This window comes from Pseudomonas sp. BJP69 (genome assembly GCF_007633355.1).
In the GTDB taxonomy this organism is placed as follows: domain Bacteria; phylum Pseudomonadota; class Gammaproteobacteria; order Pseudomonadales; family Pseudomonadaceae; genus Aquipseudomonas; species Aquipseudomonas juntendi.
This window is the reverse complement of record NZ_CP041933.1, coordinates 4,100,308-4,115,061: the sequence shown is the minus strand read 5'-3', so window position 1 is coordinate 4,115,061 and position 14,754 is coordinate 4,100,308. Positions and strand designations below refer to the sequence as shown.

Here is a 14,754-nt window from a genome sequence, read left to right as displayed (position 1 = left end):
GCAAACCTGTGTGCTCCCTGTGAGAGCGGCTTTAGCCGCGAAGAGGCCGGTACAGGCAATAGATGAAAAGGAGCTGCATATGAAACTGCTGGTGGTTGAGGACGAAGCCCTGCTTCGCCATCACCTCTACACCCGCCTGGGCGAAAGCGGCCACGTAGTCGAGGCGGTCGCCGATGCCGAGGAGGCGCTGTACCAGGCCGGGCAGTACCACTTCGACCTGGCCATCATCGACCTGGGCTTGCCCGGTATCAGTGGCCTGGAGCTGATCACGCGCCTGCGCAGCCAGGACAAGACCTTCCCCATCCTCATCCTCACGGCCCGTGGCAACTGGCAGGACAAGGTCGAAGGCCTGGCCGCAGGCGCCGACGACTACCTGGTCAAACCCTTCCAGTTCGAAGAGCTCGAAGCCCGCCTGAATGCGCTGCTGCGCCGCTCCAGCGGCTTCACCCAGTCGACCATCGCTGCCGGCCCGCTGGTGCTCGACCTCAACCGCAAGCAGGCCAGCCTCGATGCGCAGCCGTTGGCGCTCACGGCTTATGAGTACCGCATCCTCGAATACCTCATGCGCCATCATCAGCAAGTGGTGGCCAAGGACCGCCTGATGGAGCAACTGTACCCAGGCGATGAGGAGCGTGACCCCAATGTCATCGAAGTGCTGATCGGCCGCCTGCGCCGCAAGCTGGAAGGCGAGCAGGGGTTCAAACCCATCGATACCGTACGTGGCCTGGGCTACCTGTTCACCGAGCGCTGCCGATGATTCGTTCCCTGCGCGTGCGCCTGATGCTGGCCGCCGCCGTGCTGGCGCTGCTGTTCATGCTGGGGTTGCTGCCCGCGTTGCAGAAGGCGTTCAGCCTGGCCCTGCAGGAGTCGATCGAGCAGCGCCTGGCCTCGGACGTAACCACGCTGATATCGGCCGCGCGCATCGAAGGCGGCCAGTTGCAGATGCCTGAACTGCTGCCGGACGAGCGTTACAACCTGCCGTACACCGGCCTGCTCGGGTATATCTTCGACCGCGATGGCCAGCTGGTCTGGCAGTCCCGCGCCACCGCCGACCGGCACATCAACTACCGGCCGCGCTATGACGGGCGCGGCAACGAATTTGCCCGCATCCACCAGGCCGACGGTGAAGAGTTCTTTGTCTACGACGTCGAGATCAAGCTGCTGGGTGGCCAGAGCGCAGCCTACAGCATTGTCGCCCTGCAGCCGGTGAGCGAGTACAAGGCCACCCTCGACGGCCTGCGCGAAAAGCTCTACCTGGGCTTCGGCGCCGCCTTGCTGGCGCTGCTGGTGTTGCTGTGGGCCGGCTTGACCTGGGGCTTGCGCTCGCTGCGCCGGCTCAGCCACGAACTGGATGAGGTGGAAGCAGGGGCGCGCGATGGCCTGAGCGGCGAGCACCCCCGCGAGCTGCTGCGCCTGACCCGCTCGCTCAACCGTTTGCTGCGCAGTGAACGCGAGCAGCGTACGCGCTACCGGGATTCGCTGGACGACCTGGCACACAGCCTGAAAACCCCGCTGGCGGTGTTGCAGGGGGTGGGCGAAAGCCTGCAGCAGCGCAGTGGCGAACGCGTACAGGCGCGGGTGCTGCAAAGCCAGATCGAACGCATGAGCCAGCAGATCGACTACCAGCTGCAGCGCGCCAGCCTGCGCAAGAGTGGCCTGGTGCGCCACAGTGTGCCGCTACGGCCTGTGCTCGACAGCCTGTGCAGCACGTTGGCCAAGGTATACCGGGACAAACGCGTGGAGGTGCAACGGGTGTTACCCGGGGCGGCCCAGGTGCCGATGGAGCAGGGCGCCTTGCTGGAGATGCTCGGCAACCTGCTGGAAAACGCCTATCGGCTGAGCCTTGGCCAAGTGCGCGTAAGCCTTGAGCAAGTGCCAGGGCGCCTGACCTTGTGCATCGAAGACGACGGGCCGGGCGTACCGGTCGACCAGCGCGAACGCATCCTCGAGCGCGGTGAGCGGCTGGACAGTCAGCACCCGGGGCAGGGCATCGGCCTGGCGGTGGTCAAGGATATCGTCGACAGCTATGACGCCGTGCTCAGCCTGGGGGACTCCCCACTGGGTGGGGCCGCGTTCAGGATTACCTTCAACCTCGATTGATTCACGGCCCGGGTGGGCGGATTCCCGCCAATATGCCTGTACAAAACCCGCCACCGGGCGGAAATCCGCCAGCTTTCCTCACTTTTATCGCCCCGTCGTTGGGCATTAATCCTTGCTAAACAAGGTATTCGCACCCTTGCTGGGCACTTTGGCACCACCCTTGCTATTGATCTACGCAGAGGCCTGCCCAGGCAGCTCGAACACAACGACAAATCCCTCCAGGTGCAGGAGGGTTAGCGATTCAGGTGCCCCATCACCCTGGGAAGGGTGAGCCGGCACACTTGAGGAAAATTAGCCATGACGACACGTCAGCCGCTGTACAAATCCCTGTATGTCCAGGTGTTGGTCGCCATCACCATCGGCATCCTGCTCGGCCACTTCTACCCGGAAACGGGCGTCGCGCTCAAACCCTTCGGTGACGGTTTCGTCAAACTGATCAAGATGGTCATCGCCCCGATCATCTTCTGTACCGTGGTCAGCGGCATCGCCGGCATGCAGAGCATGAAGTCGGTCGGCAAGACTGGCGGCTACGCGCTGCTGTACTTTGAAATCGTCTCCACCATCGCCTTGATCATTGGCCTCATCGTCGTCAACGTGGTCAAGCCAGGCGCTGGCATGCACATCGACGTCAGCACCCTGAACGCCAGCAGTGTGGCTGCCTATGCCGCCGCCGGTGCGCAGCAGACCACGGTCGGCTTCCTGCTCAACGTCATCCCCAACACGGTGGTCGGTGCATTCGCCAACGGCGATATCCTGCAAGTGCTGATGTTCTCGGTCCTGTTCGGCTTCGCCCTGCACCGCCTGGGCAGCTACGGCAAGCCGCTGCTGGACATGATCGACCGCTTCGCCCATGTCATGTTCAACATCATCAACATGATCATGAAGCTGGCACCGCTTGGCGCCTTCGGTGCCATGGCCTTCACCATCGGCCAGTACGGCGTGGGTTCGCTGGTGCAACTGGGCTACCTGATGGCCTGCTTCTACATCACCTGCCTGTTGTTCGTGCTGGTGGTGCTGGGCGGTATCTGCCGCGCCCACGGCTTCAGCGTGCTGAAACTGATCCGCTACATCCGTGAAGAGCTGCTGATCGTGCTGGGCACCTCCTCGTCGGAATCGGCCCTGCCGCGCATGCTGGCCAAGATGGAACGCCTGGGTGCCAAGAAGTCCGTGGTTGGCCTGGTGATCCCGACCGGGTACTCGTTCAACCTCGACGGCACCTCGATCTACCTGACCATGGCAGCGGTATTCATTGCCCAGGCCACCGACACCACCATGGACATCACCCACCAGATCACCTTGCTGTTGGTGCTGCTGGTGGCTTCCAAGGGTGCTGCCGGCGTCACCGGGTCGGGCTTCATCGTGCTGGCTGCCACCCTGTCGGCGGTGGGCCACCTGCCGGTTGCCGGCCTGGCGCTGATCCTCGGTATCGACCGCTTCATGTCCGAAGCCCGCGCCCTGACCAACCTGGTCGGCAACGCCGTTGCCACCGTGGTCGTGGCCAAGTGGGTCAAGGAAATGGACAACGACAAGCTGGCCTCGGAGCTGGCGTCCGGCGGTGCACCGCTGGTTGATACCCGCCCAACCGACGACCTGGGTGTGGCTGAAGGCCCGGCTCGTTGATAGCGGCTTGAAATGCAAAAAGGCGACCTCGGGTCGCCTTTTTCGTGCCTGCACGGTCCTTGTAGGAGCGGGCTTGCGTCGCGAAAGGGCTGCGTAGCAGCCCCGGCAAGCTTGCAGGATGGCTAAAGCCCCGGGGCCGCTACGCGCCCCATCGCGACGCAAGGCCGCTCCTACAATGGACAGCGAACAAGCCTGAATCGGGGTCAGGCCAGTAGCACCTCCAACACCCGTTCCGGTGCAGGCACCTGGTAGGCCGGGCGTGGGTCCTGGGCCAGGCACTATTCGATCAGCGCCAGGCGACCTAGGGTCGCCTTTTTCATGCCTGCGCGGTCCTTGTAGGAGCGGCCTTGCGTCGCGAAAGGGCTGCGTAGCAGCCCCGGCAAGCTTGCAGGATGGCTAAAGCCCCGGGGCCGCTACGCGCCCCATCGCGACGCAAGGCCGCTCCTACAATGGGCAGCGAACAAGCCTGAATCGGGGTCAGGCCAGCACCACCTCCAACACCCGGATCACCTCCGGCTGCGGGTAATGCCAGCGCACCTGCACATCCCAGAACCTCACCCCGTACACCCGTTCCGGTGCAGGTACCTGGTAGGCCGGGCGTGGGTCCTGGGCCAGGCATTGTTCGATCAGCGCCACCAGCGGCTCACCCAGCCGCAATGCATGCTCGCGGGCCTGCGCCAATGCGCTGTCGGCCCAGTGCACGGCAATGGCTGCAGGCGCGGCGCTGGCCATCTGGTTGCTGGCGCATGCAATGCTGTCGGCGTAAGGCACGTAGGGCTTGATGTCCAGCACCGGCGTGCCGTCCAACAGGTCGATCCCGGACAGCAGCAGCCGCCCCGGTTCAACCCCCTCCAGGCGCACCACCGACTGGCCGATGCCATTGGGCCGATGGGTGGCGCGGGTCGCGAACACGCCCATGCTCTTGTTGCCACCCAGGCGCGGTGGCCGCACCTTCAGGCGTGGCTTGTCTTCCAGTGCCTGGTGGAACAGGAACAGCAGCCAGACATGGCTGACCTGCTCCAGGCCTTCGACTGCCTCACCCTGGTCGAACGGCGGCAGCAGCTCCAGCACCCCGCGGGCGGCGGGAGCCAGCTGCGGTTGGCGCGGAATGGCAAACTTTTCCTTGAAGCATGAACGGACGATACCGACCGGGGCAACGGTGTGCTGCATGGTCACTCAGCCGCGCACGCGCAAAGTCAGGCCCTTGAGGAAGTTGCGCAGCAACTGGTCGCCGCACGGCCGGTAGTTGTCGTGGCCAGCTTTGCGGAACAGTGCACTCAATTCCGGCTTGCTGACCGGGAAGTTCACGGACTTGAGGATCGCGTGCAAGTCGTCCTCCTTGAGTTCGAAAGCCACCCGCAGCTTCTTGAGGATCAGGTTGTTGGTCACCGGCAGCTCGATCGGTTGCGCCGGGCGGCTGTCATCCTTGCCGCGACGGTAGAACACCAGGCCGTCGAGGAAGTGCGCCATCACCCGCTCAGGGCAACGCACAAAGCCTTCTTCGTCTTCTTTCTTCAGGTAGGTGGCGAGCACCAGCGGGTGCACTTCGAGGCCGGAGAGGCCGATGATCTCGGCCATCTTGGCGTCGTTCACCTTGAGCATGTAGCGCAGGCTGCGCAGGACGTCGTTGTGGTTCATTGCTGCTGAATCCTGTTCAGGTGCCGCGCGTTCCAGCGCGGCCTATTACTTAGAAACGTTCGGTACTGGCCACATAGCGCCATTGGCCCAGCGGCAACTTGCCCATCGACACGCCACCCAGGCGAATGCGCCGCATGCCGACCAGCTCCAAGCGCAGGTAAGCGCACAATTCGGCGATTTGCCCGGGCTGCGGGTTTTTCAGGGCCATGCGCAGGTGGATCTCGTTCTGCCAGCTGGCCTTGGCCTTGGGTAGCTCACGGTCATTGCGCGTAGCACCGCGGGCCAGGCGCTCCAGTGCCTGGGGCGTGGTCTGGCCGCGCACTTCAACGATGAATTCCTGCTCCAGGCGGCGCAGGTCGGCTTCGATCTTGCGGGTCACCCGCCAGTCCTGGGTGAACACTTGCAGGCCACTGGCGCCGCGCTCCAGTGGGGCGACGCAAGCCTGCCGGGCAAAGTGCCCGTGCAGCGCACGCACGCCCTCGCGGTGGGCTTCGCTGAGGCTGCCCATGTTGATGCTGGCGCGGGCGCTTTCGCTGTCCATGTCGGCAGGCTGGTTCAGCAGCAGGGTCACCGGCTCCAGGGTCTCGGCGCGGGCGCCAGGCAACAGCTCGACGCGCTGTTGCCCGACCTTGAACTGCGGCTGCTCGACCACCACGCCATCGACCGTGACCCAGCCTCCTTCAATGTACAGCTCGGCCTCGCGGCGAGAGCAGCCAAGCTGCTCGATGAGGCGTTTGGACAGGCGGACGGGTTCGGACATGGCGCAATTCGCAGAGGCAGGGAAAGGTGACCATTGTACCTGCCCCTACGCGGTTGATGATGGGAATCTGTGTCACTTGCGCCATTTCGGCGACCTGCTGCGGCATATTCAGTCGCCGCTGAACTGGCCTGTGCCCCGCAGGCGCATATGCAGCAGGGGGTAGGGTTGGCCAAGGCCGTCGGTAGGGGAGCGGCCGACCACCTCGAAACCTTCATGCAGGTAGAAGCCCAGGGCTTGCAGGTTCTGCTCGTTGACGTCCAGGGTTTCGGCATTGAGTTCGTTGATGGCGTAGCGCAGCAAGCGCCTGCCTACGCCCTGGCCACGGTAGGCCGGGGCAACGAAGAGCATATCCACCCGGCTGCTGGCGACCCCGGCGAACCCGCAGATACGCTGGCGGTCCTTGCAGCAGACCAGCATCACGGCGTCGAGGTAGCGGTACAGCACATGCTCACGCAGCAGCCGGACATAGGCATCGGGTAGAAAATCGTGGGTCGCGCGCACCGAGTCTTCCCAGACCTGGGCCAGTTCGGGGTAGTCGCTAAGGTGCGGGGTTTGCAGGGACAATGGCTGGCGCATCGGGGTACGTTCCTCTGGGGCTGAGGAAACGATAGATGCTAAAAGCGCAACAGGCCCAAGGATTGCCGGTGCGCCTGCGCGGCCCATCATCGGCCAGGCAGCTCCCTGGTAAAGGAGCTGCTGGCCGGCGATGGTGCGCAGCGTACTGCGTGGGTGTCAGACCGGCTCGGCCCACATGTCGTATTCGTCGGCGTCTACCACCCGGCAACGAACCTTGTCGCCTGGCTTGAAGCCATGGTCGCCATCGATGAACACGCTGCCGTCGATTTCCGGGGCATCGAAGAAGCTGCGGCCTACCGAACCTTGCGCCTCGACTTCGTCGATCAGCACTTCGATTTCCTTGCCGATGCGCAGTTGCAGGCGGGCAGCGCTGATGGCCTGCTGGTGGGCCATGAAACGGTCCCAACGGTCCTGCTTGATGTCGTCCGGCACTTCATCCAGGCCCAGGTCGTTGGCCGGGGCGCCTTCCACGGGCGAGTACTGGAAGCAGCCCACGCGGTCGAGCTGGGCTTCGGTTAGCCAGTCCAGCAGGTACTGGAAGTCTTCTTCGGTTTCGCCGGGGAAGCCGACGATGAAGGTGGAACGGATCACCAGTTCGGGGCACTGTTCGCGCCACTGCTTGATGCGTGCCAGGGTACGGTCTTCGAAAGCCGGGCGCTTCATCGACTTGAGCACTTTCGGGCTGGCATGCTGGAACGGAATGTCCAGGTACGGCAGGATCTTGCCGGCCGCCATCAACGGGATCACATCGTCGACATTCGGGTAAGGGTACACGTAGTGCAGGCGCACCCAGGCACCCAGGCTGCTCAGTGCTTCGCACAGTTCAAGCATGCGCGTCTTGACCGGGCGGCCGTTCCAGAAGTCGGTCTTGTACTTGACGTCAACGCCATAGGCGCTGGTGTCCTGGGAAATCACCAGGATCTCCTTGACCCCGGCCTTCACCAGGCGCTCGGCCTCGCTCAGCACTTCGCCCACCGGGCGGCTGACCAGCTTGCCGCGCATCGACGGGATGATGCAGAAGCTGCAGCTGTGGTTGCAGCCTTCGGAAATTTTCAGGTAGGCGTAGTGGCGCGGGGTCAACTTGACCCCTTGTGGCGGTACCAGGTCGATCAGCGGGTTGTGGTCCTGGCGGGGTGGCACCACTTCGTGCACGGCGTTGACCACCTGCTCGTACTGTTGCGGGCCTGTGACCGACAGCACGCTTGGGTGCACGTCACGGATGTTGCCTTCTTCAACGCCCATGCAGCCGGTCACGATGACCTTGCCGTTTTCCTTGATCGCTTCGCCGATAACTTCCAGCGATTCGGCCTTGGCACTGTCGATGAAGCCGCAGGTGTTGACCACCACCACGTCGGCATCCTCGTAGGTGGGCACGACTTCATAGCCTTCCATGCGCAGCTGGGTCAGGATGCGCTCGGAATCGACCAGGGCTTTGGGGCAACCCAGGCTTACGAAACCTACCTTGGGGGTGGCGGGCGTGGTGGACATGACTAACCTCGGTATTGAATGCAGGTCGCCCGGCCGGAATCGGGGGCGATCTTGACGGGCGCTTTTGGCGCCTCTGATCAAAAAGTGCGCAATTCTAGCGAGCGCAGGGACGCTTGACCAGCAGAAATACGACGAACGCTGCGCTATGCTTCGCGCCGTTGCGCCAAGCTGCAGTGAGTGCTTGGTCGCAGAGTGAATACTGAAAGGCCGTAATGGCCGTCTGCGGGAGTGGTCGATGGTTCAGGCAAGCAGTCACGCTGAGGGCGGGCACGAGGGTAAGCAGGGTGCGACGCGGTCGCTGGGCCTGCTCGTGGCAGCGGTCGGGGTGGTTTATGGCGATATCGGCACCAGCCCGCTGTATACCCTGAAGGAAGTCTTTACCGGTGGTTATGGGGTGCCGGTCAACCATGACGGCGTACTGGGGATCCTGTCGCTGATCCTCTGGTCGCTGCTGTGGGTGGTGTCGTTCAAGTACGTGATGTTCATCCTGCGCGCCGACAACCAGGGCGAGGGCGGCACCATGACCCTGACTGCGCTGGCGCGGCGGGCTACGGCGGCCTACCCGCGGCTGCGCACACTGATGGTGATCTGTGGCCTGATCGGCGCTTCGCTGTTCTATGGTGACAGCATGATCACCCCGGCGGTGTCGGTGCTGTCAGCGGTAGAGGGCATGGGCCTGGCGTTCGACGGTATCGACCACTGGGTGGTGCCGATTTCGCTGGTGGTGCTGGTGGCCCTGTTCCTGGTGCAGAAGCACGGTACCGAGAAGATCGGCAAGCTGTTCGGCCCGATCATGGTCACCTGGTTCGTGGTGCTCGGTGCACTGGGCGTGCACGGCATTTCGCAAAGCCCGGAAGTGCTCAAGGCCTTCAACCCCGGCTGGGCGGTCAACTTCTTCGTGGTGCACCCGGGGATGGGCGTGGCCATTCTGGGGGCGGTGGTGCTGGCGCTGACCGGTGCCGAGGCATTGTATGCCGACATGGGCCATTTTGGCCGCAAGCCTATCGCCCGTGCCTGGTTCATCCTGGTGCTGCCGGCGCTGGTGCTCAACTATTTTGGCCAGGGCGCGCTCCTGCTGCAGGATCCGGATGCGGCCCGTAACCCGTTCTACCTGCTGGCACCGGGCTGGGCGTTGTTGCCGTTGGTCGGCCTGGCCACCCTGGCCACGGTGATCGCCTCGCAGGCAGTGATTTCCGGGGCCTTCTCCTTGACCCGCCAGGCCATCCAGCTGGGTTATATCCCGCGCATGCAGATCCAGCACACCTCCAGCGACGAGCAAGGGCAGATCTATATCGGTGCGGTGAACTGGACCCTGATGGTGGGTGTGGTACTGCTGGTGATCGGTTTCGAGTCCTCCGGGGCGCTGGCGGCAGCCTACGGTGTTGCGGTAACCGGGACCATGCTGATGACCACGATCCTGGTGTCGGCGGTGATGCTGCTGCTGTGGAAGTGGCCGCCGCTGCTGGCGGTGCCGATTCTGGTCGGTTTCCTGCTGGTCGACGGGCTGTTCTTTGCCGCCAACGTGCCGAAAATTGTCCAGGGTGGCGCTTTCCCGGTGCTGGCCGGGGGCGTGCTGTACCTGCTGATGAGCACCTGGAAGCGTGGCAAGCAGATCCTGGTCGAGCGCATCGACGAAGGGGCATTGCCGCTGCCGTTGTTCATCAGCAGTATCCGCATTCAGCCACCGCACCGGGTCGAAGGCACGGCGGTGTTCCTGACCGCGCGTTCCGATGCCGTGCCGCATGCGCTACTGCACAACATGCTGCACAACCAGGTGCTGCATAGCCAGGTGGTGTTGTTGACGGTGGTCAGCGAGGACCGGCCGCGGGTGCCGGAGCACGAGCGCTTCGAAGTGGAAGCCTATGGTGACGGCTTCTTCCGCGTGCTGCTGCATTTTGGCTTCATGGACGAGCCGGACGTACCGGCGGCGTTGAAACTGTGCCATCTGGATGGCCTGGACTTCACCCCAATGCGCACCACGTACTTCCTCAGCCGTGAGACGGTGATCGCCTCACGGCTCGAGGGGATGTCGCGCTGGCGTGGCAACCTGTTCGCCTTCCTGCTGAAGAATGCCAACGGCAACCTGCGCTTCTTCAACCTGCCGCTGAACCGGGTGATCGAACTGGGGACCCAGGTCGAGATCTGATTGGCAAGGGGCTGCTTTGCAGCCCATCGCTGGCAAGCCAGGCTCCCACAAGTACTGCGCTGATATTCAACATGGCGCGGTCCCTGTGGGAGATTCTATGGTTCCTGGCAAGGGTAGCCGGAGCATCTTCAGCGCCTGTGAGATCGAGCGCCGCCCGCGCGGCGCAATCGCCAGCTGCGCTCGCTCCTACGTTTGTTTCGGGCCAGTAACGCCTGTGACAGGCGCGCGCGGCCGCCTTGTTTGTACGGCGCGATATTGAGGCATGCACCAAGGCGTTCGCGCGCAAATCCCACAGGAATAATTGGCCCGAAACAAACGTAGGAGCGAGCGCAGCTGGCGATTGCGCCGCGCGGGCGGCGCTCGCTCTAACAGGCGCTGCCATACCTTGTGGCAAACACCTGTCAGCCCTAAGGCGATCCCTGTGGGAGCCTGGCTTGCCAGCGATGGGCCGCAAAGCGGCGCCGATTTTTGTCAGTTCTGCTCAGCCACGCTTGCCTTGCCCTGGCGCGTCTCGATCTCACCAATCAAGCGCTTGGCCAGCGCCGGGTAGTTCTCGTCGAAGTGGTGGCCGCCGGGCAGTTTCATGCGCTCGCCAACAGCCGTGCCATCGGTGCAGCCGCTTTCGTCAGCTTCCTCGACGCCATACACACACACCACCTTGGAGGCAGGCAGCTTGGCCATTTCCGGCCCGGTTGGCGCTTCCTGGCCCTCCTTGCCCAGCCAGCCCTCCACTTCGATCTCGAAACTGCCGCTGCGGGCAAAGGCCAGCAGCATCACGGCGTCGATACGCTGCTGGTCTTCGGCCGGCAGGCGGTTGTAGATCGCCGGCAGTACGTCGGCCCCGAATGAATAGCCTGCAAGCACGAAGCGCTTGGTGCCCCATTTCTGGCGATAGTGCTGCATCAGTTCGGACAGGTCGGCAGCGCTTTGCTCGGGGGTTTTGTGCTGCCAGTAATAGCGCAGTGTGTCGATGCCCACCACCGGGTAGCCCAGCTTGGCCATTTCGCCGGCGACGTCGCGGTCCAGGTCGCGCCAGCCGCCGTCGCCGGAAAGGAACAGGGTGACGGTATCGGTGGTTTGCCCGGCCGGCACCTCGACTACCGGGACTGGCAGCGCGTTGCCATCGCGGCCGAGCAAGGCCTGGGTCAGTTGCGCCTTGAGCACCTGCGGCAGGTGGATGTCGTAATCGCTGATGCTGGTTTCGGCATTGGCCTGGTCACGCACGAAGGCGGCGCTGGCGTCGTCCGGGTTGTCGTTCCAGGCCACGCTCCAGTGGCCATGCACCGCCGATTTGGGCAACGGCGCCTGGCAGCCGGGCTGCTCAAGGGCAAAGCCTACGGAAATGGCGCGGGCCTTGTCATCGCTCTGCCCGGCCAGCCAGCGCCAGGCCTGGGCGGCACCAGGTCCGATACCGGCGACCACGTCGGGTTTTGCCGGCAATTGCTTCAGGGCCTGGTCCAGCGCCTGTTGCTGCTTGCTGCAATCGTTCGGTGGCAGGATCACCTGCACCAGCTGCGCTTCGCCAGCCTGGGCCAGGTCCAGCAGTTGCTTGTCGCTCAGCGCCTGGTCCTGAGGCACGCCGATGGCCACGCTGACTTTGGGGTGCACGCCTGGCGTCACCCGGGTAATGGGGGTGTCATTGATGCTCATTTGTTCCAGGTGCGCCTCTGGGGCAGGGCGCGTCCACAGCCAGAACGCCAGCCCGCCACCCAGGGCAGCCAGCAACAGGGGAACCAGCAGGTACAGCCAATAGCGTCGGGTCATCAACGTTTCACCAATCCAGTCAGGCCGCCAGCAATGAGGGCGGCAGTGTCGGCCAGTGCCACCAGCGGGTCGAGCCCGGCTGGCACGGCCATGTAGCGGGGTTCCCAGTCCGGTTGGAACTTGTCCTTGAAGCGCCGGAGCCCCTGGAAGTTGTAAAGCTGCTCACCACGGCGGAACACCAGTGAGCCCAGGCGCTGGGTCAATGGCGCGCCACGCCGTGGCTGCAGGCCGGAGAGCGGCACCATACCCAGGCTGAAGCGCCCGTAGTCACGGCTTTTATAGTGCAAGATCAAGCCGATCATCATGTACTCCATGGTCAGCTTGGGGGCCTCGGGGTGGGCGCGCATCAGGTCCAGGCTGGCCAGTTCGTGGCTGTGGGTTTCCAGCAGGTTGGCAAAGGCCACCGGGCGGCCCTGGAAGCGAATCAGGGCAATCCGGAAGTGCTGCAAGTAGTCCGGGCTGAAGCGCCCCAGCGAGAAGCCTTTCTCGCGTACGTTCTTGCCGCCGAGCCAGGCATCGGAGATTTCCTTCAGTTCTGCCAGTGGGGCTTGGCCAGGCTCGTGGATTTCCAGGCTCAGGCCATCGCGTCCGCCGCGGTTCCAGGTATAACGCAGGTCTTTCATTTCCTTGCCCTTGGCTTCGAGGTCGAAGCGGCGCAAGTCGACCCGCGCCTCTTCACCCAGTTTCAGCGCGGTCAGGCCAATGTCCATGTAAAACGGCAGATTTTCCGCGCGTACCTGGTAGAACACCGGCCGCGCATGGTGCAGGTCGCACAGGTCGCGGAACTGCCAGATCATCTCGGCCCGTTCCTGGGGCGGGCCGATCGGATCGTACAGTGCCACCAGGCTACGGCCGCGCCGGGCATACATGAGGAAGGCATTGTCCCGTGGGTGGAACAGCAAGGCCTTGTCGCCGGTGAGTGCCAGGCCGCCGTCAGGCTGGTCGGACGCCAGCAGAATGCGGTTGGCACGCTGCAGTTCTTCTTCGTCAGGCAGGTGGATCACCGGTGGTGCGGTGCGCAGCAGCCAGGTCAGTGCCAGGGCCGCCAACAGCAAGGCGCTGCCCATGGCCGCGCGCAGGCCGCGGGGGGCGTCGGCGTCGAGGGTGAACTGCCACCACAGCTGATGGCTGTAGGGCACATCCTGGTAGGCGAACAGCAGCAGCCACACCGAGGCCCCGACAACACAGGCACTTGCGACCAGAAATACCGGCGAGAACGGCAGCTCCATCAACCGGCTGGGGCGGTAGAACGAGCGCCGGAACACGGCGAGCAAGGTGGCAGTAAAGGTCAGCAGGCTGGCCTCTTCCCAGTCGAAGCCTTTGAGCAACGACAGCAGGGCACCGACCAGCAACAATACGATTGTCAGCATCCAGGCGGCCGACAGGCGCCGACGCAGGCCTTGGGCCAGCAGCAGGCACAGCACGCCGATCAGGCTGGCGCCGAAGTGCGATGCATCGATCAGCCGGTGTGGCACCAGAAAGCCCATGTGCTCCAGGCGCGTGTCGATTTCCGGGGTGGCGCCGGAGAACAGCAACACCACACCGGACAGGAACACCAGGATCGACAGGATAGGCGCAGCCAGGCCCGAGGCGGCCTTCATGGCCTGCTGGGCGAACAGCAGGCGCCGGGCTTCGTTCGCCAACAGCAACACGCAGGCCAGCAGCAGCGGCACCACTACGTAGATCAACCGGTACAGCAGCAATGCGGCAGCCAGCGGCGCCGCACCCAGCTGGTTGGCAAAGGCCGCCAGCAGAATCGCCTCGAACACCCCGACCCCGCCCGGTACATGGCTGAGCACACCTGCCGCCAAGGCCAGCAGATATACCAGCACGAACGCGCCGAACGGGGGCGCTTCGGGCAGCAGCAGGTACAGCACGGTAGCGGCAGCTGCCACATCCAGTGCAGTGATCAGCAGTTGCAGGGCAGTCAGGCGGGCATCCGGCAGGCGCAAGGTGCGGCGCCCCAGTTGCACCAGCAGGTTATTGGCCAGTGGCTGTTCGGCAAGGCGCCGACGGTACAGGCCGATGACCAGCAGGGCAGAGGCGACCAGCACCGCACTGGCGATGCCTGCCAGCAGGCCCTGGGCCAGGCCAAGTGCGCTGGATGCAGCCCGCAGATCGCTCAAGGTCGCCAGGGCGGCCAGGGGCGGAAGCGCGCAGCCCAGCGAAAGGCTGGCAAAAACGGTCATGCGTGCGACCTCGCCAGCGCCCAGCCCATGGCGGGCGTACAAGCGGTAGCGCACCGAGCCGCCCGAGAGCATCGACAGGCCGATGGCGTTGCCGATGGCGAACGCACTGAAACCACCCAGCACCAGGGTAGGTGCCGGCAGCTTCACCCCGGCATAGCGGCTGGCCGACCACTCATAGCCCAGCAGGATCACGAAGCCGACCACCGTCGCGACAAAAGCGCCCAGCAACGACTGCGCCGGCACACTGAGCATGGCGTCGTGCAAGGCGTAGATGTCCAGCTCGCTGAGCAAGTGGCGGCAAGCGATCAGGGCCATGGTGAACAGCAGCAGGGTTACCGCAAGGCCGATGGGCTGGCGGTAGCGGCTCAGGCGTTCGAGCAACGGCAGGCGCTGTACCGCACCTGGCAGCACCGTGGCGAGCGGTACCTGGGGTTCGGGGTTGTGCGTAGTCATGAATTGCCCCGGGCTAGCAG

General features: G+C 64.2%; 11 protein-coding genes. 4 read left to right on the top strand and 7 right to left on the bottom strand.

The features are described from left to right. Positions 1-79: 79 nt before the first annotated feature. The 3 genes from FPB55_RS19240 (at position 80) to FPB55_RS19230 (ending at position 3,720) form a co-directional block, all read left to right on the top strand. The gene (locus FPB55_RS19240) at positions 80-757 is read left to right on the top strand and encodes a response regulator (protein WP_009682561.1); all 678 of its coding nucleotides are present in this window, start codon (positions 80-82) and stop codon (positions 755-757) included. Next, positions 754-2,100 carry an ATP-binding protein gene (locus FPB55_RS19235; protein WP_144189052.1) on the top strand — a complete coding sequence of 449 codons (1,347 nt, stop codon included), beginning with the start codon at positions 754-756 and terminating at the stop codon, positions 2,098-2,100. Before FPB55_RS19240 ends, FPB55_RS19235 begins: the two co-directional genes overlap by 4 nt. Positions 2,101-2,397: 297 nt before the next feature. After that, on the top strand, positions 2,398-3,720 hold the full coding sequence (locus FPB55_RS19230; RefSeq protein WP_009682559.1) for a dicarboxylate/amino acid:cation symporter: 1,323 nt from the start codon (positions 2,398-2,400) through the stop codon (positions 3,718-3,720). Between the two features lie 477 nt (positions 3,721-4,197). Here the strand turns inward: FPB55_RS19230 and tsaA are convergent, their stop codons facing one another. The 5 genes from tsaA to rimO form a co-directional block, all read right to left on the bottom strand. Then, positions 4,198-4,890 carry a tRNA (N6-threonylcarbamoyladenosine(37)-N6)-methyltransferase TrmO gene (gene tsaA, locus FPB55_RS19225; RefSeq protein WP_144189050.1) on the bottom strand — a complete coding sequence of 231 codons (693 nt, stop codon included), beginning with the start codon at positions 4,888-4,890 and terminating at the stop codon, positions 4,198-4,200. 6 nt (positions 4,891-4,896) lie between these two features. Continuing rightward, a complete protein-coding gene (locus FPB55_RS19220) occupies positions 4,897-5,358 on the bottom strand; it encodes a DUF1456 family protein (protein ID WP_029887591.1) in 462 nt (153 codons plus the stop codon). Positions 5,359-5,407: 49 nt separating this feature from the next. Further along, positions 5,408-6,118 (bottom strand): rRNA pseudouridine synthase, encoded by a 711-nt coding sequence (locus FPB55_RS19215; protein ID WP_144189048.1) that lies wholly within the window; start codon positions 6,116-6,118, stop codon positions 5,408-5,410. Between the two features lie 108 nt (positions 6,119-6,226). After that, complete coding sequence (locus FPB55_RS19210; RefSeq protein ID WP_115294578.1) at positions 6,227-6,694, bottom strand: GNAT family N-acetyltransferase; 468 nt, start codon at positions 6,692-6,694, stop codon at positions 6,227-6,229. A gap of 156 nt (positions 6,695-6,850) precedes the next feature. Then, the gene (gene rimO / locus FPB55_RS19205) at positions 6,851-8,182 is read right to left on the bottom strand and encodes a 30S ribosomal protein S12 methylthiotransferase RimO (protein ID WP_009682554.1); all 1,332 of its coding nucleotides are present in this window, start codon (positions 8,180-8,182) and stop codon (positions 6,851-6,853) included. 235 nt (positions 8,183-8,417) lie between these two features. Between rimO and FPB55_RS19195 the strand changes: the two genes are divergently transcribed. Further along, a complete protein-coding gene (locus tag FPB55_RS19195; RefSeq protein WP_144189046.1) occupies positions 8,418-10,328 on the top strand; it encodes a potassium transporter Kup in 1,911 nt (636 codons plus the stop codon). A gap of 471 nt (positions 10,329-10,799) precedes the next feature. Here the strand turns inward: FPB55_RS19195 and FPB55_RS19190 are convergent, their stop codons facing one another. Both FPB55_RS19190 and mprF read right to left on the bottom strand, forming a co-directional pair. Continuing rightward, entirely contained in the window at positions 10,800-12,092 is a 1,293-nt protein-coding gene (locus FPB55_RS19190; protein WP_115294577.1) for an AcvB/VirJ family lysyl-phosphatidylglycerol hydrolase, read from the bottom strand. Further along, positions 12,092-14,734 (bottom strand): bifunctional lysylphosphatidylglycerol flippase/synthetase MprF, encoded by a 2,643-nt coding sequence (gene mprF, locus FPB55_RS19185; protein ID WP_144189044.1) that lies wholly within the window; start codon positions 14,732-14,734, stop codon positions 12,092-12,094. The genes FPB55_RS19190 and mprF overlap by 1 nt, the downstream gene beginning before the upstream one ends. Between the last annotated feature and the right edge of the window lie 20 nt (positions 14,735-14,754).